The 26,928-nt window shown below is 72.2% G+C and carries 28 protein-coding genes and 1 riboswitch; of the genes, 13 read left to right on the plus strand and 15 right to left on the minus strand.

Annotated features, from left to right (window positions below; genetic code table 11):
• Positions 1-124 precede the first annotated feature (124 nt).
• The gene (locus ACFY5B_RS25850) at positions 125-274 is read left to right on the plus strand and encodes a recombinase family protein (RefSeq protein ID WP_389973072.1); all 150 of its coding nucleotides are present in this window, start codon (positions 125-127) and stop codon (positions 272-274) included.
• Between the two features lie 625 nt (positions 275-899).
• Here the strand turns inward: ACFY5B_RS25850 and bla are convergent.
• Genes bla through bioB form a run of 4 tightly spaced genes read right to left on the minus strand, consistent with a single transcriptional unit; the run spans position 900 to position 5,182 of the window.
• Positions 900-1,829, minus strand: a complete 930-nt coding sequence (gene bla / locus ACFY5B_RS25855) for a class A beta-lactamase (protein WP_389973074.1) — start codon at positions 1,827-1,829, stop codon at positions 900-902.
• Between the two features lie 54 nt (positions 1,830-1,883).
• A complete protein-coding gene (gene bioD / locus ACFY5B_RS25860) occupies positions 1,884-2,609 on the minus strand; it encodes a dethiobiotin synthase (RefSeq protein WP_389973077.1) in 726 nt (241 codons plus the stop codon).
• Between the two features lies 1 nt (position 2,610).
• Positions 2,611-4,017, minus strand: a complete 1,407-nt coding sequence (locus ACFY5B_RS25865; RefSeq protein ID WP_389973080.1) for an adenosylmethionine--8-amino-7-oxononanoate transaminase — start codon at positions 4,015-4,017, stop codon at positions 2,611-2,613.
• Positions 4,010-5,182, minus strand: a complete 1,173-nt coding sequence (bioB, locus tag ACFY5B_RS25870) for a biotin synthase BioB (protein ID WP_344464475.1) — start codon at positions 5,180-5,182, stop codon at positions 4,010-4,012. The genes ACFY5B_RS25865 and bioB overlap by 8 nt, the downstream gene beginning before the upstream one ends.
• Positions 5,183-5,332: 150 nt before the next feature.
• On the opposite strand from bioB, the gene ACFY5B_RS25875 reads away from it, so the two are divergent.
• On the plus strand, positions 5,333-6,460 hold the full coding sequence (locus ACFY5B_RS25875; protein ID WP_389973084.1) for an 8-amino-7-oxononanoate synthase: 1,128 nt from the start codon (positions 5,333-5,335) through the stop codon (positions 6,458-6,460).
• Between the two features lie 63 nt (positions 6,461-6,523).
• On the opposite strand, the gene ACFY5B_RS25880 is transcribed toward ACFY5B_RS25875, so the two are convergent.
• Positions 6,524-6,754, minus strand: coding sequence for a DUF397 domain-containing protein (locus tag ACFY5B_RS25880; RefSeq protein ID WP_344464479.1), 231 nt, complete (start codon positions 6,752-6,754; stop codon positions 6,524-6,526).
• Between the two features lie 9 nt (positions 6,755-6,763).
• Positions 6,764-7,624: a helix-turn-helix domain-containing protein gene (locus tag ACFY5B_RS25885; RefSeq protein ID WP_389973088.1), complete on the minus strand. Its 861-nt coding sequence runs from the start codon at positions 7,622-7,624 to the stop codon at positions 6,764-6,766.
• Between the two features lie 213 nt (positions 7,625-7,837).
• Here ACFY5B_RS25885 and ACFY5B_RS25890 point away from each other — a divergent pair, with 213 nt between their 5' ends.
• Positions 7,838-8,296 carry an ATP-binding protein gene (locus ACFY5B_RS25890; RefSeq protein WP_389973091.1) on the plus strand — a complete coding sequence of 153 codons (459 nt, stop codon included), beginning with the start codon at positions 7,838-7,840 and terminating at the stop codon, positions 8,294-8,296.
• Positions 8,297-8,478: 182 nt separating this feature from the next.
• Here the strand turns inward: ACFY5B_RS25890 and ACFY5B_RS25895 are convergent, their stop codons facing one another.
• The 4 genes from ACFY5B_RS25895 to ACFY5B_RS25910 all read right to left on the minus strand — a co-directional run bounded on the left by ACFY5B_RS25895 (position 8,479) and on the right by ACFY5B_RS25910 (position 11,167).
• Positions 8,479-9,108, minus strand: a complete 630-nt coding sequence (locus ACFY5B_RS25895) for a DUF6328 family protein (protein WP_389973093.1) — start codon at positions 9,106-9,108, stop codon at positions 8,479-8,481.
• A gap of 82 nt (positions 9,109-9,190) precedes the next feature.
• Positions 9,191-9,664: a C40 family peptidase gene (locus ACFY5B_RS25900; RefSeq protein ID WP_344464487.1), complete on the minus strand. Its 474-nt coding sequence runs from the start codon at positions 9,662-9,664 to the stop codon at positions 9,191-9,193.
• 3 nt (positions 9,665-9,667) lie between these two features.
• Positions 9,668-9,880: riboswitch (cyclic di-AMP (ydaO/yuaA leader) on the minus strand.
• Between the two features lie 335 nt (positions 9,881-10,215).
• A complete protein-coding gene (locus tag ACFY5B_RS25905) occupies positions 10,216-10,524 on the minus strand; it encodes a hypothetical protein (RefSeq protein ID WP_389973097.1) in 309 nt (102 codons plus the stop codon).
• Positions 10,525-10,531: 7 nt separating this feature from the next.
• Positions 10,532-11,167 carry an ATP-dependent Clp protease proteolytic subunit gene (locus ACFY5B_RS25910; protein ID WP_389973100.1) on the minus strand — a complete coding sequence of 212 codons (636 nt, stop codon included), beginning with the start codon at positions 11,165-11,167 and terminating at the stop codon, positions 10,532-10,534.
• A 90-nt stretch (positions 11,168-11,257) separates the two neighbouring features.
• Between ACFY5B_RS25910 and ACFY5B_RS25915 the strand changes: the two genes are divergently transcribed.
• Entirely contained in the window at positions 11,258-11,542 is a 285-nt protein-coding gene (locus ACFY5B_RS25915; protein WP_389973103.1) for a type II toxin-antitoxin system Phd/YefM family antitoxin, read from the plus strand.
• 79 nt (positions 11,543-11,621) lie between these two features.
• Here ACFY5B_RS25915 and ACFY5B_RS25920 read toward each other — a convergent pair whose 3' ends face one another.
• A complete protein-coding gene (locus ACFY5B_RS25920; RefSeq protein WP_389973106.1) occupies positions 11,622-12,614 on the minus strand; it encodes an ABC transporter permease in 993 nt (330 codons plus the stop codon).
• Positions 12,615-12,738: 124 nt separating this feature from the next.
• Here ACFY5B_RS25920 and ACFY5B_RS25925 point away from each other — a divergent pair, with 124 nt between their 5' ends.
• From ACFY5B_RS25925 to ACFY5B_RS25960, 8 genes are all read left to right on the plus strand, one after another.
• On the plus strand, positions 12,739-13,386 hold the full coding sequence (locus ACFY5B_RS25925) for a TetR/AcrR family transcriptional regulator (RefSeq protein WP_389973109.1): 648 nt from the start codon (positions 12,739-12,741) through the stop codon (positions 13,384-13,386).
• A 112-nt stretch (positions 13,387-13,498) separates the two neighbouring features.
• Positions 13,499-13,801, plus strand: coding sequence for an urease subunit gamma (locus ACFY5B_RS25930; RefSeq protein ID WP_104781970.1), 303 nt, complete (start codon positions 13,499-13,501; stop codon positions 13,799-13,801).
• 13 nt (positions 13,802-13,814) lie between these two features.
• Complete coding sequence (locus ACFY5B_RS25935) at positions 13,815-14,126, plus strand: urease subunit beta (RefSeq protein WP_389973112.1); 312 nt, start codon at positions 13,815-13,817, stop codon at positions 14,124-14,126.
• A complete protein-coding gene (locus ACFY5B_RS25940) occupies positions 14,119-15,840 on the plus strand; it encodes an urease subunit alpha (RefSeq protein ID WP_389973114.1) in 1,722 nt (573 codons plus the stop codon). The genes ACFY5B_RS25935 and ACFY5B_RS25940 overlap by 8 nt, the downstream gene beginning before the upstream one ends.
• A 10-nt stretch (positions 15,841-15,850) precedes the next feature.
• The gene (locus tag ACFY5B_RS25945) at positions 15,851-16,525 is read left to right on the plus strand and encodes an urease accessory protein UreF (protein ID WP_389973117.1); all 675 of its coding nucleotides are present in this window, start codon (positions 15,851-15,853) and stop codon (positions 16,523-16,525) included.
• 117 nt (positions 16,526-16,642) lie between these two features.
• Positions 16,643-17,320, plus strand: a complete 678-nt coding sequence (gene ureG, locus ACFY5B_RS25950; protein ID WP_389973120.1) for an urease accessory protein UreG — start codon at positions 16,643-16,645, stop codon at positions 17,318-17,320.
• Complete coding sequence (locus ACFY5B_RS25955) at positions 17,317-18,090, plus strand: urease accessory protein UreD (RefSeq protein ID WP_389973123.1); 774 nt, start codon at positions 17,317-17,319, stop codon at positions 18,088-18,090. The genes ureG and ACFY5B_RS25955 overlap by 4 nt, the downstream gene beginning before the upstream one ends.
• Positions 18,091-18,331: 241 nt before the next feature.
• Positions 18,332-19,933 carry an alpha/beta hydrolase gene (locus ACFY5B_RS25960; RefSeq protein WP_389973126.1) on the plus strand — a complete coding sequence of 534 codons (1,602 nt, stop codon included), beginning with the start codon at positions 18,332-18,334 and terminating at the stop codon, positions 19,931-19,933.
• A 50-nt stretch (positions 19,934-19,983) separates the two neighbouring features.
• Here the strand turns inward: ACFY5B_RS25960 and ACFY5B_RS25965 are convergent, their stop codons facing one another.
• Positions 19,984-21,015, minus strand: coding sequence for an NAD-dependent epimerase/dehydratase family protein (locus tag ACFY5B_RS25965; protein ID WP_389973129.1), 1,032 nt, complete (start codon positions 21,013-21,015; stop codon positions 19,984-19,986).
• Positions 21,016-21,074: 59 nt separating this feature from the next.
• A complete protein-coding gene (locus tag ACFY5B_RS25970) occupies positions 21,075-21,794 on the minus strand; it encodes a lysophospholipid acyltransferase family protein (protein WP_389973133.1) in 720 nt (239 codons plus the stop codon).
• A 354-nt stretch (positions 21,795-22,148) separates the two neighbouring features.
• Here ACFY5B_RS25970 and ACFY5B_RS25975 point away from each other — a divergent pair, with 354 nt between their 5' ends.
• Entirely contained in the window at positions 22,149-22,604 is a 456-nt protein-coding gene (locus ACFY5B_RS25975; RefSeq protein WP_389973135.1) for an RpiB/LacA/LacB family sugar-phosphate isomerase, read from the plus strand.
• A 44-nt stretch (positions 22,605-22,648) separates the two neighbouring features.
• On the opposite strand, the gene ACFY5B_RS25980 is transcribed toward ACFY5B_RS25975, so the two are convergent.
• Entirely contained in the window at positions 22,649-23,887 is a 1,239-nt protein-coding gene (locus tag ACFY5B_RS25980; RefSeq protein ID WP_389973138.1) for a PP2C family protein-serine/threonine phosphatase, read from the minus strand.
• A 66-nt stretch (positions 23,888-23,953) separates the two neighbouring features.
• A complete protein-coding gene (locus ACFY5B_RS25985; protein ID WP_389973141.1) occupies positions 23,954-26,413 on the minus strand; it encodes a SpoIIE family protein phosphatase in 2,460 nt (819 codons plus the stop codon).
• Between the last annotated feature and the right edge of the window lie 515 nt (positions 26,414-26,928).

Consider the following 26,928-nt stretch of genomic DNA (forward strand, 5'->3'; position numbering starts at 1 on the left):
TGCAAACGCTGGTGATCTTCAAGAAACCTTCGTCTTCTGAAGATCACCGTGCGGGGGCCCGCGCACCCCCGCACGGCCTTCAGAAACCCGTTCAAAAACCGAACTCCTCGTCGCCGAGCCGCTGGTGCGCACGGAGATCAAAATCGGGTACGCCCGGGTGTCGACCGGAGGGCAGAGGCTCGAACAGCAGATCGGCGCCCGCACCGACGCAGGGTGCCGCAAGATCTTCGCCGACAAGAGGTCCGGCAAGACCGACCTGCGCCCGGAGCTGTAGGCGTGCCACGCCTTCCTCGACGCAGGCGACACCCTCGTGGTCCCCTCGCTCGACCGCTACGGCCGCAGCCTCCAGGACCTCACCAACATGGTCGCCGAACTCCGAGTGCGAAGGCGAGTGCGGACGCGGCAGCCACACCGGCCGGTGCCCCAACCGCACGGACAGCCCGCGTACGGCACCGGCTCCCGCATCGTCCTGACGACCGCTCACCTCGACCACACGCCCGGAACACCGCGAGCCCGAGAATCTCCGCGCGATGTGCCAGGGCTGCCACCTGCACTACGACCAGGACCACCACGCCCGCACCCGGGCCGAAGCCCGCCGCACCGCCCTCGAAGCCTCCGGGCAGCTCACGTTCGAGATGTGGCGAAGCCGCTGGCCAAGCCCATGATCGTTCTCACCGGGATTTCCTGTACCCCAACTACTCACACCCGGGCTGCCGGGCAGGCGAAAGCCCCTGCCGCGACCGCCGGGCAGGCGGGGCGGCCGAGCACGAGCACGGCCGCCCCCAGCCACGGCAGGAACATCCCCGGCGGAGACTCCCGGCCGTCCGGTCCCGCCGGACACCGGCCGTACCGCTCACCAGCCAGGCGTCCCACGACGACCTGGCGCCCCGACGGTCACGCTAGGCGAGTTCCGCCGCCAGCACCGCCGCCGTCCGGGCCACCAGCGGGTTGTCGGCCTCGGCGTCCTCCTCCGGCTGCGTGGTCAGCACCGACATCACGATCGGCGGACCGTCCGGCGGCCAGGTGATGCCCACGTCGTTGTTGCTGCCGTACTGCCCGCCACCCGTCTTGTCGGCGAGCAGCCAGTCGGCCGGCAGACCCTTGCGGAACCTCTCCGGGCTCGTGGTGTTGCGCAGCAGCCAGTCCGTGAGCCGGGCCCTGTCCCGGGGCTCAAGCACGTCGCCGAGCACCAGCCGGGCGTAGGTCAGGCCGATGGCGCGCGGGGAGGTCGTGTCGGTCACGCGCCACGGCTCCGCGGAGTTGAGCTTGGGCTCCCAGCGGTCCAGCCGGGTGACGCGGTCACCCGTCGAGCGGGCGAAGCGCGTGATCGCGGTCGGTCCGCCCAGCTCCTTCAGCAGCAGGTTGCCGGCGGTGTTGTCGCTGAAGCGGATGGCGGCGTCGCACAGTTCGCCGACGGTCATCCCGGTCGCCACGTGCTCCTTGGTGACGGGGGAGTACTCCGACGCCACGACATAGGCCTCGGTGTAGTGGATGCGCCGGGCCAGGAACTCGCCGTCGCGGTCGAGGTCGCGCAGCACGGCCGCGGCGGCCAGTGTCTTGAACAGCGAGGCCATCGGGAAGCGCTCGTCGGCCCGGTAGGCCACCGTCCGGCCCGTGCGCATGTTGCGGGCGTACACGCCCAGCCGCGCGGTGTGCTCCTGCTCCAGTTCCCGCAGTCGCGTGGTGACACCGGAGGCGCCGGTCGACGCCTGGGCAGTGCCGCCGCCCAGCGAGAGAGCGGCGGCCGTGCCCAGCGCGAGAGCCGTACGGCGGGACGGGCGTAATCCGTTCGTCTGCAAGGTGGTCCCTTCGAAGGCGATCACGTACATGGTTCAACACGCGATCACATCCGCTTCGGTTCCACCACGCGTCCGCCGGGCCCCTCAGAACGCCCCGGGCGCCTCCCGTACCCGGAAGGCCTCCGCGTCCCAGGAACCGTCCAGCCGGGGCGCCAGCCAGTGCGGCGCGGCGGCCCGGAAGGAGGTGGGGGAGAGGGCGCCCGACCCCGCCGGAACGGAACCCAGCAGCGGGGCTCCGGCCACGTCCGGCAGGTCCGCCAGATTGCAGCGCGCGGCGAGATCCGGGGCTTCCGGCCAGCTCCCGATCACGATCCCGGCCAGGTCCAGCCCCCGGGAGCGCAGTTCACGCGCCGTCAGCTCCGTCGTGTTCAGGGTGCCGAGCCCCGCGGGGGCCACGACCAGCACCGGCGCCGACAGCAGCCGTGCCGCGTCCGCGAGGGTGCCGCCGGCCGCGTCGAACCGTACGAGCAGTCCGCCCGCCCCTTCGACCAGCACCAGGTCGTGCTCGGTGGCCAGTTTGGCGGCGGCCTCCGCGACCTCCTGCGGATGGACCGGCGCCCGGCCGGCCCGGCGCGCCGCCGTGGCCGGGGCCAGCGGCTCGGGATACCGGGCCAGTTCGGCCGTCGTCACCGGGCCCGCCAGGCGGGCCACCTCGGCGGCGTCCCCGGGCTCGTCCGGCCGTACCCCCGTCTGCGCGGCCTTCAGCACGGCCACCGAACGGCCCGCCGCCCGTGCCGTCGCCGCGACGGCGGCGGTCACGATCGTCTTGCCGACTTCCGTGCCCGTGCCCGTGATCACCAGTACCGGCATGTCATCCCTCCCGCGCCGCCGCGCACACGGCGCGCGCGATCCGCGCCAGGTCCGCGTCGCCCGTCACGTACGGCGGCATGGTGTAGATCAGATCGCGGAACGGCCGCAGCCACACGCCCTCGCGCACGGCCGCCCGCGTCGCCGCCTCCATGTCCACGGCGTGGTCCAGCTGGACCACGCCGATGGCGCCGAGGGCGCGTACGTCCTTCACGCCGGGCAGGTCCGCGGCGGCCGAGAGCCCGTCCCGCAACCCCGTCTCGATCCGCTTGACCTCCGTGAGCCAGTCCTGGCCGAGCAGCAGCTCGATCGAGGCGCAGGCCACCGCCGCCGCCAGCGGGTTGCCCATGAACGTCGGCCCGTGTGCGAGCACCGGCACCTCACCCCGCGAGATGCCGTCGGCCACCCGGCTGGTGCACAGGGTCGCCGCCATGGTCATGTAGCCGCCGGTCAGCGCCTTGCCCACGCACATCACGTCCGGCGTGACGGCCGCGTGCTCCGCCGCGAACATCGCACCCGTACGGCCGAACCCGGTCGCGATCTCGTCGAACACCAGCAGCACGTCGTGCGCGTCGCACGCCTCACGCAGCACCCGCAGGTAGGCGGGGGAGTGGAACCGCATCCCGCCCGCGCCCTGCACCACCGGCTCGACGATCACCGCCGCCAGTTCACCTGCGTGCTGTTCGATCAGCGACCGCAGATGCTCGGCGTACGCCTCCTCGAACTGCGCAGGGGGCGGGTCGGCGAACACCTGACGCTGCAGCACCCCGGTCCACAGGCCGTGCATCCCGCCCTCGGGATCGCACACCGACATCGGCTGCCAGGTGTCGCCGTGGTAGCCGCCGCGCCAGGTCAGCAGCCGCTGCTTGCCGGGGCGGCCCAGCGAACGCCAGTACTGCAGGCACATCTTGACCGCGACCTCGACCGACACCGACCCGGAGTCGGCCAGGAAGACATGCTCGAGACCCTCGGGTGACAGGTCGACAAGGAGCTTCGCCAGCCGCACGGCGGGCTCGTGCGTGAGCCCGCCGAACATCACGTGGCTCATCCGCCCGAGCTGCTCGCGGGCGGCCTCGTTGAGCACCGGGTGGTTGTACCCGTGGATCGCCGACCACCAGGACGACATCCCGTCGACCAGCTCCCGCGGACCGTCCAGCTCTCGCGAGCGGCTCAGCGCTCCCGAGCCGCCGGGCTCTCCTGAGCCGCTCGGCGCTCTCGAGCCGCCGGCCTCTCCTGGGCCGCTGGGCGCTCCCGGACCGCTCGGCACTTCCGAGCCGTCGGCGAGCCGCAACCGCACCCCGCTCGCCGACTCCACGACCAGCGGTTGGTGCCGCCCGGGCATCGGGCCGTAGGGATGCCACACGTGCCGCCGGTCGAGTTCCAGCAGTTCGGGGACGGTCGGCTCAGGCATTGGGCGCGAGGTCCGTCCCGGCGCCCCGGCGGCGCACGGCGACCAGGTCGGTCCGCGGCTCGGCCCCCGTGGAGGAGTCGGCGACCTGCGGTTCCTCACCGGAGCCGCACGCCCCGCCGCCGGAGCCGCACACCCCGCCCCCGTCGTGGCAGCCGCCGGCGGCCCGGTGCTCGGGCAGCGTCACCTGGTCGGTGCCCTCCACCTCGAAGCCGGCGTCCGCGATCATCTCCAGGTCGGCCTTTCCGGCCTGGCCCTCACTGGTGAGGTAGTCGCCGAGGAAGATCGAGTTGGCCAGGTGCAGCGCGAGCGGCTGCATCGTGCGCAGATGGACCTCGCGCCCGCCCGCGATCCGCACCTCGACGTCCGGGCAGACGAACCGCGTCATCGCCAGGATCCTGAGGCACCGCTGCGGGGTCAGGTTCCACTCCTTGCCGAGCGGGGTGCCCTCGAACGGGATGAGGAAGTTGACCGGAACCGAGTCCGGGTCCAGCTCACGCAGCGAGTAGACGACGTCCACCAGGTCCTCGTCCGTCTCGCCCATGCCGGCGATCAGCCCGGAGCAGGCGGAGAGACCGGCCGCGTGCGCCTTCTGCACGGTGTCGACGCGGTCCTCGTAGGTGTGTGTGGTGGTGATCTCCCCGTACGTCGCCTCGGACGTGTTGAGGTTGTGGTTGTAGGCGTCGGCGCCGGCCTCGCGCAGCCGCTCCGCCTGGCCGTCGGAGAGCAGCCCGAGGCAGGCGCACACCTCGACGCCCTCGTTGTTGTCCTTGATCGCCTTGATCGTCTCGGAGACCCGGTCCACGTCCCGGTCGGTCGGGCCGCGCCCGCTGGCCACCAGGCACACCCGCTTGGCCCCACCGGCCACCCCGGCCGCCGCGGCGTCGGACGCCTGGTCGGGCTTCAGCCAGGTGTACTTCAGGATCCCGGCCGTCGAGCCGAGCCGCTGCGAACAGTAGGAGCAGTCCTCGGGGCACAGGCCGGACTTGAGGTTGACGAGATAGTTCAGTTTCACCCGTCGGCCGAACCAGTGCCGACGCACCTTTCCGGCCGCGGCCACCACATCGAGCAGGTCGTCGTCGGACGTCGCGAGGACGGCCAGTGCCTCGTCGCGGGTCGGCAGCTCGCGCCGAAGCCCCTTGTCCACCAGCGTGTTCAGCAGGTCCATGGGAGCCGATCCTGTCCTAAGGAGGCGCCCGGGGCAAAGGAGAGTTCGCACAACAGAGTCGCTTCGAGGTGTGGGTATTGCCACACAGTGACCTGCTGGTGGTCCCGCTAGTGTCTGTGCACTGCCTACAAATTCCCCGGAGGACCACCCATGGCGTTCGGCTGGATCGACGAGCAGGCGGAGCTGCGCGCCCGCGCCGGACTCGTACGGACTCTGCGCCCCCGTCCGGCCGATTCGCCGCTCCTCGACCTGGCGAGCAACGACTACCTCGGGCTGGCCCGTCACCCCGAGGTCACGGAGGGCGCCGCCCGGGCCGCGCGGGACTGGGGCGGCGGCTCGACCGGCTCCCGGCTCGTCACCGGCACCACCGAACTGCACGCCGAACTCGAGCGGGACCTGGCCGATTTCTGCGGTTTCGAGGCGGCCCTCGTCTTCTCCTCCGGCTACGCCGCCAACCTCGCCGCCGTCACCGCGCTGGGCCCCCACGGCTCCCTGATCGTCTCCGACGCGGGCAACCACGCCTCGCTCATCGACGGCTGCCGGCTCGCCCGCGGCACCACCCAGGTCGTGGCGCACGCCGAGCCGGACGCCGTGCGCAAGGCGCTGGCGACCCACGAGGGCACGGCGATCGCCGTGTCCGACACGGTCTTCTCGGTCGACGGCGACGCGGCCCCCCTCGCCGCGCTCGCCGAAGCCTGCCGGGAGCACGGCGCCGGGCTGGTCGTCGACGACGCCCACGGACTGGGCGTTCTCGGTGACGGCGGCCGCGGCGCTCCGCACGCGGTGGGCCTCGCGGGCGCCGGCGACGTCGTCGCGACGGTCACCCTCTCCAAGTCGCTGGGCAGCCAGGGCGGAGCCGTCCTCGGCCCCGCGCGGGTCGTCGACCACCTGGTCAACGCGGCCCGGACGTTCATCTTCGACACCGGACTCGCCCCCGCGGCGGCGGGGGCCGCCCTGGCGGCACTGCGGCTGCTGCGCCGCGAGCCGCAGCGGGCGGCACGGGCCCGCGCGGTCGCGGGCGAACTGCACGCACGCCTGACCGCCGCGGGTCTGGAAGCGGTCCGTCCGGACGCCGCGGTGGTCTCGGTGCGGGCGGCCTCTCCCGAGGACGCCGTGCGCTGGGCGGCACAGTGCCGCGCGGCGGGCCTGGCCGTGGGGTGCTTCCGGCCCCCTTCCGTCCCGGACGGCATCTCACGGCTCAGGCTGACCGCGCGCGCGGACCTGACCGGTCAGCAGATCGAACGCGCTGTACGGCTGATCGGCGAGACGCGGCCATGAGTCGGCGTGACACGGCCGTGCGTCGCACGATGACGGTCTGATCGAACGCGTCCGCAAGTGCTCCTACATACGGTCCACCCCGGCCGCGAAGGCCGCCCAGCTCTCCGCGGAGAAGAGCAGCGCGGGTCCGGCCGGGTCCTTGGAGTCGCGCACGGCGAGCAGTCCGGCCCAGGGCGGGGCATCCGGACACCCGGTCTCGACGCAGTTGTTCGCGCCGGTGCTGTAGCTGCTGCGCAACCACCGCACACCGTGCAGTTCGATGCTTGAGGGGACGTGACGAGGCAGTGCACGCATGGTGCCTCCTTACGCGCCGGCGGCTGTCCCGGCGATGAAATCCAACGAGTCCTCGGGCGAAAGGGCGTGGATCTGAAGGGCGTTGAAGGCCTCCGTGTAGGCCTGGAGGTCTTCTTTCCGTTCGAGGTAGAGGCTACTCGTCAAGTGGTCGAGAACAACCACATCCAGATCAGAAGTGCTCGAAAATGAGAAGATAACGAAAGGGCCGGTGACGCCGATGTGCGCCCCGGCGGCGAACGGCAGCACCTGCAGGCGCACTTGGGGCAGCCGGGCCGCCTCGACCAGTCGTTCCAGCTGGCGGGCCATGACCCCGGGCCCGCCCACTTCCCGCCGCAGCACCGCCTCGTCCAGCACGGCGCTCAGCTCCAGCGGGGGATCGGCGCGCAGCACGTCCTGCCGGGCCAGCCGCACCTCGACCAGCGTGTCGAGCCGGTCCTCCGGAAGTCCCTCCACCGCGGCGCTGGTCACCGCACGCGCGTACTCGGGCGTCTGGAGCAGGCCCGGGACGACGGTGGTCTCCAGCGTGCGCATCGCGCCGGCCTGGGACTCCAGGCTGATGAAGTCCCGGTAGGTCGGCGGCAGCACCCCGCGGTATGCGTGCCACCAGTGGTGCCGGCCACCGCTGTCCTCGGCCCCCGCCAACGCCATGAGGACTTCCCGAAGTTGGGAGTCCGTCACACCGTAGGCATCCAGAAGTAACCGCACATCGGCCGGTTTCACCCCGCTCGTACCCGTCTCGATCCGGCTGACCTTGGACTGGTGCCAGCCCACCAGCCGGGCCGCCTCACCGCTCGTGAGCCCCGCCGAGGAGCGCAGCGCACGCAGTTCGGCGCCCAGTTTCCGGCGGCGCACCGCGGGACCGTGCTGCATGGGCTCCTCCTTACTCCTTCGGAGCCACCCAAATACGGTCTCGCGTCGCAGAGTTCACCGCTTTGAGCGACAGATATATGCATATCTTGGTGGATCGCCGACCTTCACGGGTGTTCTGGTGGCAGTCTGACGACGAAGCACCAGTCCGGGACCGTACTCGAACCATCCGCTCCGTGTCGGGCTACGGTCCCGTGGGAAAGGGACGACGTCGCCATGGCAGACCATCTGGAAGCATCCGTCACTCTGCCGAGCGATCCCGCCTCGGTCTCCGCAGCGCGTGCCTATGTGGTGAGCACGCTGGCGGAGTGGGGCCTGCCGGCGGACACGGACGTGTCCGACACCGTCCGGCTCATCATCTCGGAACTCGCCACCAACGCCGTCCAGCACACCTTCGGCCAGTCGCCCACCTTCACCGTGGACGTCGAGCTGGACCGCGACGAACGGCTGCGCATCGGTGTCACGGACAGTCATCCGCGCTTCCCCAGACGCCTGCCCGCAGCCGTCCAGCAGGACAACGGCCGCGGCCTGGTCATCATCCGCTGGCTGACCGCCGAGTGCGGCGGCAGACTGCGCATCCGCCCGACCCGCGAGGGCGGCAAGACCATCTCGATCGAACTCCCGTGGGCCGTTCCGGTCCGGCCGGTGACGACGGCGGGCCAGCAGGAGCCGTAGCCGGTCACAGCAGAACCTGAAGGACCCGGCCGACCTGAAAGATCTGACGGACCTGACAGACCCGGAGGACCTTCCCCCTGGTGCTCTCGATGCACCCCGGCCCGCGCGACCCGCATCCGGGCCATTCCCGCGGCTCTACGCCGCCCACTCCGGGCCCTGCGACCCGCCGGAGCCCGCGGCCGTCACCGGTGCCGAGCCGACGCCTCCCGGTGTGCTGCCGCCCCTCGAAGCCCCGACGGCTGCCCGACAGTGCGCCGCAGCGGTGCGGGGACCCTGATCTCGGCCCCCTCCGGCTCCTCCTCGGTGGTTTCCTCGGCGCCGTCCCGTTCCCCGTGCAGCCCCGCTCGTCGCACCAGCCGGGGGAGTACACCCCACAGTCCGACGCAGACCAGGAAGGTCGCGGCGCCCGCGGCGATGCCACCGGCACGGCCCGTGGTCACGTCGACCACCAGCAGCACCGAACCGCTGAACGCGAACACCAGCACGCTCAGACCGGTCGTGGCCAGGCGCGAGGAGACCTGCACTATGCGGGGCTTGGCGCCCTGCTGGAAGAGGGAACGGTGCAGAGCGGCCGGCGCGGTGAAGAGCGCGGCGGCCAGGACCGCCAGCAGCAGCGTGATGACGTAGGTGACGCGCTGGACCGTGTCGAGGTCCCCGAAGCGCGAGGTGAAGGCCAGCGACAGCAGGAAGGCGAAGAGGATCTGCACACCCGTCTGGGTGACGCGGAGTTCCTGGAGCAGCTCGACGAAGTTGCGGTCGGCGCGTTGCAGCGGAGTCTCGTTGCGCGCGGTGCAGGGACGGTGCTCGGCCATGACGTCACGGGTATCCACTTGCGCCCGTGTCACGCTCCGGCGTGCGGCGGCGCGTCATCAACGCCGCCGCACGCCGGGCGGATCACTTCACGCGCCCGTACCAGACGCTCTTGGTCCAGATCTTCTGCAGCCGCACCACGTCCCCGCTCTTCGGGGAGTGCCAGAGCTTGTTCTTACCCGCGTAGATACCGACGTGGTACACGTTGCTGCCCGAGTGGAAGAACACCAGGTCTCCCGCCTTGCGGTTCTTGGCGGAGATGTGGCGCGTCTTGTTGTACTGCTGGGCAGCCGTGCGGGGGAGCTTCTTGCCGGCCTTCTTGAACGAGTAGAGCGTGAGCCCGGAGCAGTCGAACCGGTGCGGCCCTATCGCCCCGTACTTGTAGGGCGAACCCTTCTTGGATGCCGCGATCTGGAGTGCCTTGGTCGCCGGTGTGGCTGCCGCGGCCTCGGAGGTGAAGCCGGGGGCCACGATCGAGCCGCCCACCGCGGCGATGGTGAGCGCCGAGGCCGTACCGGCTCGGGCCATGAGCGACGGGACACGATTGAGCGCAGTCATGCGCAACCCTTCGTCAGCCGCCTGTGAAGGATGACCTGTCGGATTCGGGCTGACAAAGTTGCCCGGCCGCTGACGCGGCTTCACCCCAAGGGCTGCTCGGAGCCGGTCATGGCGTGACCGTCCCGGCGACCCGTCGTGCTTGGGTCCTCCACTCCTGCCGATCCACTCCTGTCGACCGGTCATCCGGGCGGCGGCAGGACTCGGCGTCCGCCCGGATCGCCCCGCCACAGCGGCGGGGGCTTGTCGTCAAGCAGGGATCTTGGCGCATGCCTGTCCGGATTTCCCAACGGAACCGGGGATTTGTGTTGTTACTCACCACTCACCCGTTCGGGTGGACACGTGTGCGTTCGCGCCACTGTCCACGCGTTCGCGGACCGTCGGACCAGGCATGGAATGTCCCATTCCGCCCCGGGGCTACGCGCGTTGCGCAACCGGAAGGGCCCCAAAATCGGTCTCCCGCCTACTCCGAACAGGGGTACGTCTTTTGGTCCGTTTCAACTCAGCCCCGGAGGCTCCGCCGTCGCGTCGGGCGTCCGGGTCGACGGCTCGCGTCAACTGACGGGTTCCGGGGGCAGGGTGAGCCGCGCCGTGCGCCGCTCGCCGTCCAGCACCCGCAGCGCCCGGGCCAGGGTGCCGGCGTGCAGTTCCGTCTCGCCCCGCTGGTGCATCAGGGCCAGCGCGTCACGCAGTGCGGTCGCCTTGCCGACGAGGGCCTGGGCGGCACGCAGCCCGCGATACGTGTCACCGTCCCGGGCCGGGTTGATGCGGCCGAGCAGATCGACCACGTCGAGGTAGCGGTCGATCAGTTCCGCTTCGGCGCGGGTCAGGGCGGGCAGCGGCGGCAGCTCGGGCGGGAGCATCGGGGCCTCACCGTCCGGTCGGCGGGGCGAGGGTGGCCTTGCGGCTGGGGATGATCCCGTCCACCAGGCCGTACTCCACCGCTTCCTGCGCGGTGAGGACCTTGTCCCGCTCGATGTCCGCGCTCACCTGCTCCCGGGTGCGGCCCGTGTGCAGCGCGAGCATCTCCTCCATCCGGTTCCGGATGCGCGTCAACTCATCCGCCTGGATGGCCAGATCGCTCGCCTGACCGTGGATCGGCTCGGGCAGCGCCGGCTGATGGATCACCAGGCGCGCGTCGGGCAGCGCGAATCGCTTGCCGGGTGTGCCCGCCGCCAGCAGCACCGAGGAGGCGGCACCGGCCTGGCCCAGGAGAATCGTCTCCACGTCGCAGGAGACGTACTGCATCGTGTCGTAGACCGCCGTCATCGCATGGAAGCTGCCGCCGGGAGAGTTGATGTAGAGCGAGATGTCGCGCTCCGGGGCCTGGTGCTCCAGATGCATGAACTGGGCCATGACGTCGTTCGCCGAGGTCTCGTCCACCGGCGCCCCGAGGAAGACGATGCGCTCCTCCAGGAGCTTCGCGTACGGATCCATCGTCCGTTGCCCGGACGACGTGCGTTCGGTGAACTCGGGCAGCACGTAGCGGGCGGACGGTCGGGTCATGGCGAACCCCTCCTCGCGGGCAGAGCTGTCTCCGGCGACAGTCGTGTCTGTAAAAAATGTACAGGACGTACGTCACGTTATGATGGGGACATGGCCTACGAGATTCCGGTGACGCAAGCCAGGGCTGAGCTCGCCGACCTGATCAACCGCGTGGTGTACGCCGGTGAACGCGTCGTCGTCACCCGGCACGGCAAGCCCCTCGTCGCCCTCGTCTCGGCCGATGACCTGCGGCGACTCGAAGAGACCCAGGAACTCCCGGAGTCCGCGGAGGGGCAGGTGATCAGCGCCCTCTCCACGGTCCGCGAGGTCGCATCCGCTCCCGGCGAACCCCAGCGGTTCGGCATCGCGGCGGAGCACCGGCGGGGCGGCCACTAGAGCCGGCCCGGACAGACGAAGGACCGTGCGTCCCCGTCCGCTGCAACGGGGACGCACGGTCGTTTCAGTGGGGCGCCGGTCAGCCGACGGCCGAGAGCTCCCGGTGGTCGGCCGCGGGCTCGGCGCCCGCCTTCCGTGCCTTGAGCGAGCTGCCGAGCAGTACGGCACCCAGGCCCAGCGCCGCCCACCAGGCCAGGGTCAGGGCGGGTCCGGTCGCCGCCGCGCCGTCGAAGAAGGACACCGAGCGCAGCAGCGTCGTGCCCGCGCCGGGCGGCAGCCACTGTCCGATCGCGCCGGCCGGCTCCGGCAGCATCTGCGGGGCCGAGGTGGCGCCGGAGAAGGGGTTGCCCAGCAGCATCACCGTGGCGGCACCGATGCCGATGCCGGCGGTGCCGAGCAGGGCGGCGAGTCCGGCGACGGCGCTGCCGATGGCCAGCGTGCACAGACCGAACACACCCGCTTCCGCCCACCAGTCGCCCCCGAGTGCGCCGAGCCAGCTGTGCGCGATTCCGGCCGCGACCACGCCCACCAGGGCGGATGCGCCGAGCAGCGTGAGCCCGGCCCGGGTGCCGCGCAGTCCCAGCAGGGTGACCAGCGCGCCCGCCGCGATGCCGGCCAGGGCGAGCGGCAGTGCGGCGGCGTTCAGCACCGCGCCGCGCGGATCACCGGCCGGAGCGGGCACGACATCGACCGTCTTGACCTGCGCGCCCCCGGCGGCGGCCTGCTGCCCCACGGCCTGCTGGAGGAACTGCGCGACGACCGGTCCGGCCGCGGAGGCGGTGAGCAGTTCGGGCCCCTGCTGGGTGACCACGACCGCGCCGTATACGCTCCGGTCCTCGATGGCGTCCCGGGCGGCGGCCTCGTCGGCGTAGCGGTGGATCTCGAAGGCGCCCTGGTGGCGCTCCAGCTGCTTCTCGACCTGGGCCGCCGCTGCCGGCGGTCCGGCCACGCCGAGCGGCAGGTCGCGGGGCGCGATACGGGAGGCCGGCCAGGCGAACGCCCACAGGGCCAGGGCGGCCAGGACGGGCACGAGGACGACGACCGCGATCACATGGCGGTTGCGGGAAGGCATGAGGGTCTCCTGGGGTGAGCGGACCGGAGCGCTAAAAAGAAGGATCGTTCGTTTTGCGCTGCCTCCACCGTGCTCCGCTCGTTGCGCCTTGTCAAGAATGAATATTCGTTTTACTTTGTGGACCATGGCTCGCGTGTCCCAGGAACATCTCGACGCCCGCCGCCGCCAGATCCTCGACGGCGCCGCGCTCTGCTTCGCCCGCAACGGCTTCCACGCCACGTCCATGCAGGACGTGCTGAAGGAGGTCGACCTCTCGGCCGGTGCGGTGTACCGCTACTTCAGCGGAAAGGAGGAGCTGATCGGCGCGATCGTCGCCGAGACGCTCGGTTCCGTCCGCGACGCCTTCGAGGAGGTGGCGCGGCAGGGCCCGCCCCCGCCGCCGGACGAACTCGTCGCCTCGGTCCTCGGCAGGACGCTCGCCGCCCGTGAGTCCCTGGTCGTCGACGGCCGGCCCGCCTTTCCGCGGCTCGTCATCCAGGTGTGGACGGAGACCCTGCGCAACGAAGAGCTCGCACTCCTGCTCAGGGACGGCTACGGCTCGGTCCGTGCGGCCTGGGGGAGGATCGTCGAGGGCTACCAGGAGGCCGGAATGATGCGGGCGGACGTGGCGCCGGACCATGTGGCCCGCACGATGATCGCCGCGGTGCTCGGGTTCATCGCCCAGCAGTCCCTCTTCGGACCGGCGCCGATCGAGGTCCTCCGAGACGGTCTGCGGGCGCTGACCGGCATGCGGGACGGGGACACGCCGACCGGTGGATCACAGCTCGGTTAACGTGCCCGAAACGCGGTCCAACTAGCCTGCCGCTCCACGCCACCTGGCACTTTGCCCCGTGGCCGCGGCAACCGGGCCTGCACGGTCCGGAGCGACGACTGTGAGGTGGGACGTGCAGCTGACCCCGCACGAGCAAGAACGACTGCTGATCCACGTGGCGGCGGACGTGGCCGAGAAGCGCCGGGCCCGTGGGCTGAAGCTCAACCACCCCGAGGCGGTCGCGCTCATCACCTCGCACATCCTCGAAGGCGCGCGGGACGGCCGGACCGTCGCGGAGCTCATGTCCTCCGGGCGCAAACTCCTGACCAGGGACGACGTCATGGAGGGCATCCCGGAGATGATCCACGACGTCCAGGTCGAGGCCACCTTCCCGGACGGCACCAAGCTCGTCACCGTCCACGAGCCGATCGTCTGACGGGGAGAGCGCCGTGATTCCCGGAGAGTTCCTGTTCGCCGACGACCCGATTGCCTACAACGAGGGGCGCGAGGTCACCCGGCTCACCGTCCTGAACGCCGCCGACCGGCCCGTGCAGGTCGGCTCCCACTACCACTTCGCCGAGGCCAACCCCGGCCTGGAGTTCGACCGCGCCGCCGCGCGCGGCAAGCGGCTGAACGTCGCCGCCGGCACGGCCGTGCGCTTCGAGCCCGGGATCCCCGTCGACGTCGAACTCGTTCCGCTGGCCGGTTCCCGTGTGGTGCCCGGTCTGCGCGGGGAGACCGGAGGTGCCCTCGATGCCTGAGATCTCGCGTGCCGCGTACGCCGACCTGTTCGGCCCGACGACCGGTGACCGGATCCGTCTCGCCGACACCGACCTGCTGGTCGAGATCGAGGAGGACCGTTCCGGCGGCCCCGGACTCGCCGGTGACGAGGCGGTGTTCGGCGGCGGAAAGGTCATCCGCGAGTCCATGGGCCAGGCGCGGGCCACGCGCGCGGAAGGCACCCCGGACACGGTGATCACCGGCGCGGTGATCATCGACCACTGGGGGATCGTCAAGGCCGACGTCGGCATCCGCGACGGCCGGATCACCGGCATCGGCAAGGCCGGCAACCCCGACACCATGGACGGCGTCCACCCGGAGCTGGTCATCGGCCCGGAGACCGAGATCATCGCGGGCAACGGGCGGATCCTCACGGCCGGCGCGATCGACGCACACGTGCACTTCATCTGCCCGCAGATCGCCGACGAGGCGCTGTCCTCCGGCATCACGACCCTGGTCGGCGGCGGCACCGGCCCGGCCGAGGGCTCCAAGGCCACCACCGTGACGCCCGGGCCCTGGCATCTGGCGCGGATGCTGGAGGCCATGGAGGCCCATCCGCTCAACATCGGCCTCCTCGGCAAGGGCAACACCGTCTCCCACGAGGCGATGCTGTCGCAGATCCGGGGCGGCGCGCTCGGCCTGAAGCTGCACGAGGACTGGGGCTCCACCCCGGCCGTCATCGACGCCTCGCTGACCGTCGCCGAGCAGACGGGCATCCAGGTCGCCATCCACACCGACACCCTCAACGAGGCCGGGTTCGTCGGCGACACCCTCGCCGCGATCGGCGGCCGGGGCATCCACGCGTACCACACCGAGGGCGCGGGCGGCGGGCACGCGCCGGACATCATGACCGTGGTGTCCGAGTCGTACGTGCTGCCCAGCTCCACGAACCCGACCCGGCCGTTCACCGTCAACACCGCCGAGGAACACCTCGACATGCTGATGGTGTGCCACCACCTCAACCCCGCGGTGCCGGAGGACCTGGCCTTCGCCGAGTCCCGGATCCGGCCGTCCACGATCGGGGCGGAGGACGTGCTGCACGACCTGGGCGCGATCTCGATCATCTCCTCCGACTCCCAGGCCATGGGGCGCGTCGGCGAGGTCGTCATGCGGACCTGGCAGACCGCGCACGTGATGAAGCGTCGGCGGGGCGCGCTGCCCGGGGACGGACGGGCCGACAACCGTCGCGTCCGTCGCTATGTCGCCAAGTACACGATCAATCCCGCGCTCGCACAGGGTCTGGCCCGGGAGGTCGGATCGGTGGAGAGCGGCAAGCTGGCCGACCTGGTGCTGTGGGAGCCGGCGTTCTTCGGCGTCAAGCCGCAGCTCGTCATCAAGGGCGGGCAGATCGCGTACGCGCAGATGGGCGACGCGAACGCCTCGATCCCCACCCCGCAGCCGATCCTGCCGCGGCCGATGTACGGGGCGATCGGACGGGCACCTGCCTCCAACTCCCTCAACTTCGTCGCTCCCCTGGCCGTCGAGGCAGGGCTGCCGGAGAGGCTGGGGCTCGGGAAGCGGTTCGCGGCGATCGAGTCGACGCGGGGTGTCACCAAGGCCGACATGCGGGAGAACGACGCGCGGCCCGAGGTGCGGATCGACCCCGACAGCTTCGCCGTGCACATCGACGGAGAGCTCGTCGAGGCGGCCCCGGCTGCCGAACTGCCCATGGCCCAGCGGTACTTCCTGTTCTGAGGGTGTTCTGATGTCACGTGCGGCGCTGCTCGTCCTGGCCGACGGCCGCTTTCCCGCCGGTGGACACGCCCACTCGGGCGGGGCGGAGGCGGCCGTCAAGGCCGGACGGATCAGTGGGGCGGCGAGCCTGGAGGAGTTCTGCCGGGGGCGGTTGCACACGGCTGGGCTGGTCGCGGCAGGTCTGGCGGCGGCTGCCGCGCTCGGGATCGACCCCGTCGCGCTCGACCGTGCCGCGGACGCCCGTACGCCGTCCCCCGCGCTGCGGGTCGCCGCGCGCAAGCTGGGTCGGCAGCTGCTGCGGGCCGCCCGGGCGACCTGGCCGTCCGCCGAACTGGACGCTCTGGGGCGCGAGTTCCCCAAGGGAGCTCATCAGCCGGTGGTCCTCGGACTGGCGGCCCGGGCGGCGGGGCTGGGGCCGGTGGACGCGGCGTACTGCGCGGCGTACGAGAACATGAGCGGGCCCGCGTCGGCGACCGTGCGGCTGCTGAGCCTGGACCCGTTCGACGCGACGCGGGTGCTGGCCCGGCTGGCCCCGGAGGTGGACCGGGTCGCGGACCGGGCGGTGGAGGCGGCACGACATACCGCCGACGGCGGGGTCGACGCCCTGCCCGCCGCGTCGGCGCCCCTGCTGGAGATCGGGGCGGAGGCGCACGCGGGGTGGCCTGTACGGCTGTTCGCCTCATAGCCGCCCTCCGAACGCAGTGCAGACCCACCCCCTCAGGGGCGCGGGGAACTGCGCGACCAGCCCCCACCCACCCGCACCCCGACACCAGCGCCCACCACCACCCAGCAGGAGCCGCACATGCACCTCGACCACAGCCACGACGGCCCCACCACCGTGAGCGCGGACGCCCACCGCCCCGACGGCACCCGCAGAGCGCTCCGCATCGGGCTCGGCGGCCCCGTGGGGTCCGGGAAGACCGCCACCGTCGCCGCCCTCTGCCGGGCGCTCAGGGACGAACTGGCGCTCGCCGTCGTCACCAACGACATCTACACGCGCGAGGACGCCGAGTTCCTGCTCCGCGAGGCCGTACTGCCGCCCGAGCGGATCACCGCCGTGGAGACGGGCGCCTGCCCCCACACCGCGATCCGGGACGACATCTCCGCGAACCTGGAGGCGGTGGAGGATCTGGAGGACGCGGTCGGGCCGCTGGACCTGGTGCTGGTGGAGTCCGGCGGGGACAACCTCACCGCGACCTTCTCCAAGGGGCTCGTCGACGCGCAGATCTTCGTGATCGACGTCGCCGGCGGCGACGACATCCCGCGCAAGGGCGGGCCGGGGGTGACGACCGCCGACCTCCTCGTCGTGAACAAGACCGACCTCGCCCCGTACGTCGGCTCCGACCTCGCCCGGATGGCCGCCGACGCCAAGGCGCAGCGCGCCGAACTGCCGGTGGTCTTCCAGTCGCTGCGCAGCGAGGCGGGGGTGGCGGACGTCGCCGCGTGGGTGCGGGCGCAGCTCGCCGCGTGGCGGGCATGAGCGTGCGCGCCGGTGCCGGGGTGCGATCCCTGGCGCGGATCGTCGCCCGTGACGACGGGCGCGGCGGCACCTCGCTGCCCGTGCTGGAGAGCGACGGGCCCCTGGCGCTGCGGCGCACCCGGGCCACCGGCGCCGGGGCGCGGGTCATGCTGGTCGGCGCGATGAGCGGCCCGCTCGGCGGTGACCACTTCACCGTGGAGGGCCGGGTGGAGGAGGGCGCGCGACTGTCCGTCGGATCGGCCGCCGCCACCATCGCACTGCCCGGACAGGCCAAGGGCGACGCCCGGTACGACGTCCGGCTCGTTGTCGCCGACCACGGCGAACTGCACTGGCTTCCCGAGCAGTTGATCTCCGCCCAGGGCAGTGATCTGCACGTCACCACCCGCGTCGAACTCGCACCCACCGCCCGGCTCGTGCTGCGCGAGGAGCAGGTGCTGGGTCGCGTCGGTGAGGAACCGGGGCGGCTCACGAGCCGTCTGACCGTGCGGGTCGCAGGACAGGTCGTGCTCGACCAGGAACTGTCCTGCGGGCCCGGCGCGCCGGGCGGCTGGGACGGGCCCGCCGTGCTGGCAGGACATCGTGCCGTCGGCCAACTGATCGTGGTACTGCCGGAGTTCGTCACCGACCCGGTGACGGCCGGGGTACTGGGGGAGGGAGCCTCGATGGTGCCACTCGCCGGGCCCGCCGCGCTGGTGACCGCGGTGGCGCCGGACGCCCTCAAGCTCAGGCGGCTGCTCGACGAGGCCCTGTCGTCACTGGGGCAGGCCTAGGCACCCGGCCCGCCCAGGGGGCCGCACGTCCGCCCTCGCAGCGCCGCACGTCCGCCCTCACAGGGCCGCACGTCCGCCCCCGAGGGGCCAGGCGTTCGCCCTCGCGGACCGGGCGTCCGCAGAGAAGTACACCTTCTCCGTTTATCGGATTGGCAAAGAAGGGCGTCCGACCCTGTTGTCAGGGACCCCACAACCGGGAGGATCCCCGTACTGATCTCAACGAGGTACGGGGAGGTCCCCCTTGAGGGGTTCGAGACCGAAGAGGCGGGTGGCGGCGCTCGGTTCGGCCGGCGCGCTCGTCACGGCCACGCTGATAGCCGGCGCCGTCGCGGCGCCCACGGCGAACGCGAACGCGGGCAGCGGCCACGGCCGGGACCGGGAGGCCAAGGGCGCCGCGATCGCCGCCGCCCGGGCCGCGAAGGCCGGCATCGACTGGCAGGACTGCCCTGCCGACTGGAACCTGGCCAAGCCGATCCAGTGCGGGTACGTCACCGTGCCGCTCGACTACGCCAAGCCCCACGGCAAGCAGATCAAGCTCGCCGTCGACCGCATCGGCAACACCGGCACGAAGGCCGAGCGGCAGGGCGCGCTCCTCTACAACCCGGGCGGCCCCGGCGGCTCCGGGCTGCGGTTCCCGACCCGGGTCACCAACAAGAACGCCGTCTGGGCCAACGTGGCCAAGGCCTACGACTTCGTGGGCTTCGACCCGCGCGGTGTCGGCAAGTCCGCGCCCATCTCCTGCGTCGACCCCCAGGAGTTCGTCAAGGCGCCCAAGGCCGACCCGGTGCCCGACTCCGAGGCCGACAAGCTCGCCCAGCGCAAGCTGGCCCGTGAGTACGCCGAAGGCTGCCAGGAGCGCAGCGGCGCGATGCTGCCGCACATGACCACGCCGAACACCGCGCGTGACCTCGACGTCATCCGCGCCGCCCTCGGCGAGAAGAAGCTCAACTTCCTCGGCGTCTCCTACGGCACCTACCTGGGCGCCGTCTACGGCACCCTCTTCCCGGGCCACGTGCGCCGCATGGTCGTCGACAGCGTGGTCAACCCCTCGCGGGACAAGATCTGGTACCAGGCCAACCTGGACCAGGACGTCGCCTTCGAGGGCCGCTGGAAGGACTGGCAGGACTGGGTCGCCGCGAACGACGCGACCTACCACCTCGGCACCACCCGCGCCGCCGTCCAGGCGAAGTGGCTTCAGCTGCGCGCCACCGCGAAGAAGAACCCCATCGGCGGGGTCGTCGGCCCGGCCGAACTCATCTCCTTCTTCCAGAGCGCCCCGTACTACGACTCCGCCTGGGCGCCGACCGCGTCGGTCTTCAGCAAGTACGTCGCCGGCGACACCCAGGCGCTCGTCGACGCCGCCGCCCCGGATCTGTCGGACACGGCCGGCAACGCGTCCTCGGAGAACGGCAACGCCGTCTACACCGCCGTGGAGTGCGCCGACGCCAAGTGGCCCACCAACTGGCGCACGTGGGACCGTGACAACACGCGGCTCCACAAGGACCACCCGTTCATGACCTGGGCCAACGCCTGGATGAACCTGCCGTGTGCCACCTGGCCGGCCAAGCAGCAGACGCCGCTGAACGTCAAGACCGGCAAGGGCCTGCCCGGCGTGCTCATCGTCCAGTCCGAGCGGGACGCGGCGACTCCGTACGAGGGTGCCGTGGAGCTGCACAAGCGGTTCAAGGGTTCCCGTCTGATCACGGAGAAGGACGCGGGCTCCCACGGCGTCACGAGCCTGGTGAACCCCTGCATCAACCCCCGGGTGGACAGCTACCTGCTCACCGGCGAGCTGGACGGCGCCGATGTGACCTGCGCGCCGCACGCCACGCCGAAGCCGTAGCCGTCGTCCGACGGTGGTGAGGGGCGGCCGGGACACCGGCCGCCCCTTCCTCATGCCTGCCGGGCCGCGAACCAGGCGTCCTCCGCCGCGTAGTCGAAGAGGTCGGGGTAGGCACGGGCGAGGGTGGGGAACGCCTCCCGCCAGTCCCGCCCGGACAGCCGGCGGGTGAGCCACTCGACGGTCTCCGGCAGGCTGTCCGGGTAGGTCACGACCGGCCGGTAGCCCAGCTCCCGTTCCGCGGCGGACATGTCGCACAGCACCGGCAGCTCCACCGACCAGGGCGAGCTGCCCACCGACGCCTGCGCCGGCCCGCCCAGCAGGACGGTCTCCGTCTCCACCCCCATGACCGCGTCCACGGCGGCCCCGATCTCCGCCACGGTCGGCGGCCGCGGATCACAGGCGTTGAGCACTCGCGAGCCCGGCCGGGCCGCCGCCAGCCGGATCAGTTCGGCGATGTTGCGCGCCGCCGAGGTGTGGAAGAGGCTCTCACCGCGGAAGGCGAGGACCCGCCTGCGCCTGCCGTCGAGGTTCCGCTTGACGAAGTACAGCTCGCGGGGGAGCGGGCTGTACGGCCCGTGGACCGCGGCCGGGCGCAGCACGGTCGCGGGCAACCGGTCCGCCGCCGCGAGGAGTTCACGCTCCAGGGCCGCCTTGCCGGTGCTGTACGTGGCGTCCCCCGGCGGGACCGTCGCCTGGTCCTCCGTGATCGGCACGGGGTACTTCGGCAGCCCGTCCGGCTCCCCCATGGTGTCGAAGCCGCGGCCCGTGCCGTCCTCGTACACCGACACCGTCGACACCACCACGGCCGCGCCGATCCGGTCGGCCAGGCCCGTGAGCTGCCGTGCGTGCCGGGCCCCGTAGGCGACCAGGTCCACCACGAGGTCGCAGCCCTCGCCGATCAGCCCGGCGAGGGCCGCGTCGTCCTCGCGGTCCAGCCGCCGCGTCCGCACCCCGCCGGACCGACCCTCGTCCGGGCCGCCGCCACGCGAGACGGCCGTCACCTCCCAGCCGTCCGTCGCCAGGGCCTCCACCGTCGGTCTGCCGATCTGCCCGCCCGCCCCGATCACCACAGCGCGTCTCATACCGCGACCGTAGATCGCCGAAGGCCGGCCGGGGAACGGGCTTCTGCCGACAGCAGAGCTCAACTGAGGGGCATGCGCCGGAACTTCCGCTCCTTGGCTGCGGCTGCCTCCTCGGCCTTCACCACCGCCGCGTAGCGGTCGACGTACTCCTGCTCGGACAGCGAGAGGATCGCGTACATGATCTCGTCGGTGATGGCGCGCAGGACGGCCTTCTCGTTCTCCATGCCCTCGTAGCGGGAGAAGTCGAGGGGCTCGCCGAAGCGGATCACCACGGGGTGGATGTTGGGGATGACCTTTCCGGGCGGCTGGGCCTCGAAGGTGCCGATCATCGCGCAGGGGATCACCGGAACGCCGGCCCTGAGCGCCATCACCGCGACCCCGACCTTGCCCTTGTAGAGCCGGCCGTCGTGCGAGCGGGTGCCCTCCGGGTAGATGCCCAGCAGCTCGTCCTTGCTCAGCACGCCGAGTCCCTCGCGGATCGCGGCCTGGCCCGCGTCCTTGCCGGAGCGGTCGACCGGGATCTGCCCCGCGCTGCGGAAGAAGAAGGCCGTCAGGCGGCCCTTGAGCCCGGGACCCGTGAAGTACTCGGCCTTCGCGAGGAAGGTGATGCGCCGTTTGAGGATGGCGGGCATCAGGAAGTGGTCCGAGAACGACAGATGGTTGCCGGCGATGATGGCGGCGCCCTCCGCGGGGACGTGCTCCAGACCCTCTATTCGAGGCCGGAAGACCAGTCGCAGCAGCGGGCCCAGCAGCACGTATTTCAGCAGGTAGTAGAACAAAGCGGGCGCTCCTCGACTCTCGCGGTGGCCTCAACCGCCGCGTTCCAGCAGGTCAACCGGCATGTCGTGGGGTGCCAGTGTAGGTGTAGGCGCGGTCACCGGGCACCTCGTGCGGGCGGAGGGCACAGATCCTTCGCCAATTGACTGATGGTCAGTCAGGCGCCAGGGTCCGGTGGTGCTCCTGCGGCTGGGGAGGGTCGCGGGATCAGCGTGCTGCGCCGGCCGGGTGACGGGCAAGCCGAACGGGTGGGGTGGCGCGATAGCGGGGGTGCGTGACCTGCCGGTGGCTCTTGCGGGCGGGACGTCCGCTGTGTGCCGGTGGCCTCTTCCGCCCCGGCGGGTAACCTGCCAGGCATGCGGATCGCTGTTTCCTCGGACATGGACGAACCCGTCGCCCACTCCCTCGTGGCCGCCCTGCGCGAGAGGGGTCATGAGGTGCGCCCGCACGGCGCGCTGCGCCCGGGGGACGACCCGCAGTGGGCGGTGTGCTCCGAGGCGGCGGCCCGCGAGGTCGGCGACGGTACGGCGGACCAGGCGGTGGTGTGCTGCTGGACCGGCACGGGCGCCTCGATCGCGGCGAACAAGGTGCCCGGCGTAAGGGCCGCCCTGTGCACGGACGCCTACACGGCCGACGGGGCGCGCCGCTGGAACGACGCCAATGTGCTCGCCCTCAGCCTGCGGCTGACGTCGCAGCCGCTGCTGGCGGAGATCCTCGACGCGTGGTTCGCCGGTGAGCCCAGCGCGGACGCCGAGGACCGGCAGAACGTCGACCGCGTCCGGCTGCTCGACCACGGCAAGACCCGCATGTAGATCCGGCACGCAGGTCCCGGACGCGCGATGCCCCGGCGCCCGCTTCACAGCCGCACGATGATCAGCGCCGTGTCGTCGGTGGCACCACCGGGTGGCAGCAACTCCGAGAGAACGGTGTCTGCGAGCGTTTCGGGGTCCTGGCCCCGATGGTCGCGCAGGGCGTCGGCCAGCCGGTCCAGGCCCTTGTCGATGTCCTCGTGGCGCCGTTCGATCAGGCCGTCGGTGTAGAGCACGAGCGTGGCGCCCGGGGCGTACGTGGTCTCGGCCTGGGGTCTCGGGATCGGGTCCGGGCGGGCGTCGAGCGGGGTGTCCGTGGCCTGGTCGAGAAACTCGGTGCGGCCGTCGGTGTGGACGAGCAGGGGCGGGGGATGGCCGGCGCTGCTGTACGTGATGAGGTGGCGGTCGCAGTCGATGAAGGTCGTGGCGGCGGTCGCCGACTCGGCCCCGTCGATGACGTGGGCGTAGCGGCCCAGCACGTCCAGGGCCTGGGCCGGTCCGTCGGCGACCCGGGAGGCGGCGCTGAGCGCACTGCGCAGCTGTCCCATCACGCCGGCGGCCTCCAGCCCGTGCCCGACCACGTCGCCCACGGCCACACCGATCCGGTCGCCGCCCACCAGATCGACCAGGTCGTACCAGTCACCGCACACGTTGAGCGCGCCCACGGCGGGCCGGTACCGGACGGCGGCCGGGTGGTTGCGGACCTGCCGGGGCGCGGGGAGCATCGCCGCTTGGAGTGCCAGCGCCACCTCCCGCTCCCGGGAGTGCGCCTGGCGCAGCCGTTCATTGAGCTCCTGCAGCTCACGAGCACGGGTGTACAGCTCGGCCTCCAGCGTCCTCGCCCGGCTGCCCCGGTTCCCCTCAGAGCCGCCCCGGGCCCGGATCAGCTCCGTGACCTCCTCCACCCGGTGCAGGATCAGCACGACCTCGCCGTCCGAACCCGTCAGCGGCGCGTTCACCGGGCTCCAGTAGCGCTTCTGCCACTCGCCGGGCCGCTCGGGGTCCTCGACGTCGTAGCGCTGCAGGGCCATGGCGTCGCGCTCCCCGGTGGCCAGGACGCGGTACAGCGAGGCCTCCAGGTTGCGCATGCCCGTCGCGGCCGGGTCGTTCGGGTTGTCCGGGAACACGTCGAACAGGTACTTGCCGATCAGCTGGTCCCGCGAGCGGCCGGAGACGCGGACGAACTCCTCGTTGACGTCCGCGTACACGAGGTCGGGCGTCAGCAGCGCCACCATGCCGGGCAGGGCCTTGAAAACCGCACCGTAGTCGATCGCCGTCTCCGCCATGGCTGCCGCCTCATCGCCGCCGGGGTCACACCAGTTTCGCACGGTATGGGCGAACATCGAGGATCTTCACCCGGGACGATCCGCCAGGGACTGCTCGGCCCAGATGATCTTCCCCTCGGGGACGAAACGCGTGCCCCACCGCTGCGTGAGCTGGGAGACCAGCAGAAGCCCGCGCCCGCCCTCGTCCGTCGTACGGGGATGGCGCAGATGGGGCGCCGTCGCGCCGCCGTCGAGGACCTCGCACACCAGTGCGCGCTCCTTGATCAGCCGGAGCCGGATGGACCCGGTGGCGTAGCGGATGGCGTTGGTGACGAGCTCGCTCACCACCAGCTCCGTGGTGAAGGCCAGCTCCTCCAGGCCCCAGCGTGCGAGCTGCCGGGTGGCCCTGCGGCGGGCGTCGGCGACCACGGCCGGATCCGACGGCAGGTCCCAGGCCGCGACCTGCCCGCTGCCGAGACGTTTCGTCCGGGCCATCAGCAGGGCCACGTCGTCGTACGGGCGGGCCGGGACCAGCGCGTCGACCACGGACCGGCAGTACGACTCGAGCGGACCCGTCCGCTCCAGGGCCCGGCGCAGCCGCTCCCGGCCCGCGTCGACGGCCCAGGTCTCGCCCCGGGCCAGCAGCCCGTCGGTGTGCAGCGCCAGGGTGCTGCCCTCCGCCAGCGAGAGCTCGACCGCCTCGAAGGGCGGGCCGCCCACGCCGAGCGGCGGTCCCTGCGGCAGTTCGACGAACACGACCGAGCCGTCGGGCCGCACCACGGCCGGGGCGGGATGCCCCGCCGCGGCCAGCGCACACCCCCCGTCGACCGGGTCGTAGACGACGTACAGGCAACCGGAGCCCACGCCTTGCGTGCCCGCGGAGCCCATCGTCCCCGGCTCCGCGCCCTCCTCCCGCGCCGAACGCGCCACCAGGTCGTCGAGGTGGGCCAGCACCTCCGCGGGCGGCAGATCCAGAGCCGCCAGGGTCCGCACGGCCGTCCGCAACTGCCCCATGGCCGCGGCGGCGTCGATGCCGTGCCCCGGCACCTCGCCCACGACCAGCGCCACACGCGCCCCGGACAGCGGGATGAGGTCGTACCAGTCGCCGCCGAGACCGGTCAGCTCGTCGGCCGGCCGGTAGCACGCGGCCACCTCGACGGCGTCCTGCTCGGGCAGGCGGTGGGGGAGCAGACTGCGCTGCAGGACGAGCGCGGCGTCCCGCTCGCGGGTGTAGCGGCGGGCGTTGTCCACGCAGACGGCCGCGCGGGCGACGAGGTCCTCGGCCAGCCGCAGGTCCTCCTCGTCGAAGTGCTCCCGGTGGTCGCGCCGGTAGAAGGTCGTGATGCCCAGGGTGATGCCGCGCGAGCGGATCGGCACGGTCATCACGCTGTGCAGGCCCAGCTCCCTGAACGTCGCCCGGCGACCGCTCGGGGTCCTCGTGGTCCAGTCCCGGGTCAGCGGGTCGAGCCGCTCCGCGCGCCAGGACCGTCCCGTGGCCAGACAGCGGAAGGGCGGCGTTCCGGCCCGGAAGGCCACCCCCTCGCCGATCTCGATGACGGCCTCCACCAGATCGTCCTGCGCGGACCGGTAGCCGGCGCGGCGCAGCTCGACCGGTTCCTCCGAGTCCGCGAGCGGCCCGGGCACCGGCTCGCCGCCCCGCAGCACCGACTCCAGCAGGTCGACGGTGACGAAGTCGGCGAGCCCCGGCACGGCCACGTCCGCCAGTTCCTGCGCGGTACGCGTGAGGTCCAGGCTGCGGCCGATGCTCTCGCCCGCCCGGTCGAGCAGCGCCAGCCGCTGTCGCGCACGGTGCCGCTCGGTCATGTCCACGACTGTGTAATACACGCCGATCGGATGGCCCCGGTCGTCCTCGAGGCGGGTGAACGACAGCATGTGCGCCGTCTCGCGCAGCGGAGCCGAGCGCACGTGGCCCACGTGCTCGTAGCCGACCACCGGCTCGCCGGTCTCCAGCACGTGCCGCATCTGCGCCTCGACCGCCCGGGCGTCCATGCCCGGCTGCACGTCCGCGAAGCGCAGCCCGATCCGGCGCGCCGCCGGACCGCCGCCGAACTGCTCGAGGGCGGCGTTCGACCACACGAAGCGCAGGTTCGTGTCCACGATCGCGATACCGACCGGGGCGTTAGCCGTCATCTGCTCCAGGACCGTGCGGCTCATGTCCCAGCCGGGGGCGTCGGCCAGCTCCGACAGGAGCAACAGCCAGCGCCCGCCGCCCTGTGCCTCCTCGGCCGAGGTGATCCGGGCCGCGACCCTCACCGGCTGCCCGTCCCTGCGGCGGGCCGTCAGCAGCCCCGTCCAGCCGCCGTCCCTGCGGCACCGCTCGACCACGTCGGGTACGCGCTCGGCGTCCTCGGCGACCAGCAGCTCGGCCAGCTTCCTGCCGACCGCCTCGGCAGCCGGGTACGCCAGCAGCCGCCGGGCATCGTCGGTCCAGCCCGTCACCACGCCCTGTGGATCGAGCAACAGGGGCGCCGCGTCGGCCACATCGAACCGCTGCCGGGCAACGCCGGAAACCTCGTCTGCGCCCACGGCCGACCTCTCTGTCGCTGAGAGTGGTCTACCACCTCTTGCCTCAATCTTCACCCTTCCGGCGACGCGGGGCGGCTTGTGCAGGGCCGGTCGGAGCCCGGGCCGGACGCGATGGGCGGCTCCCTGCATGCCGGGCGGAAGGCGGCGGCCGACCCGGGGACGAGCACGCCGGCCCCGTCGGCCGCGCCGCGACAGAGCCGGTCGACGCGGGGCGGGCAGGCTGCCGGTGTGCACGCCTGTGCGGCACCCGCCCGGTCGACGCCGGGCGCGTCCCTGCGCCGCCTCGTGGGGAGGGCCGGGGTGGAACGTTGCGCCGCCTCGTGGGGAGGGCCGGGGCGGAACGTTGCGCCGCCTCGTGGGGAGGGCCGGGGTGGAACGTTGCGCCGCCTCGTGGGGAGGGCCGGGGTGGAACGTTGCGCCGCCTCGTGGGGAGGGCCGGGGTGGAACGTTGCGCCGCCTCGCGGGGAGGGCCGGGGCGGAACCTTGCGCCGCCTCGGGGGGAGGGAGCGGTCGGC

Source organism: Streptomyces sp. NPDC013187 (assembly GCF_042899705.1).
Taxonomy (GTDB): Bacteria; Actinomycetota; Actinomycetes; order Streptomycetales; family Streptomycetaceae; genus Streptomyces; species Streptomyces hawaiiensis_A.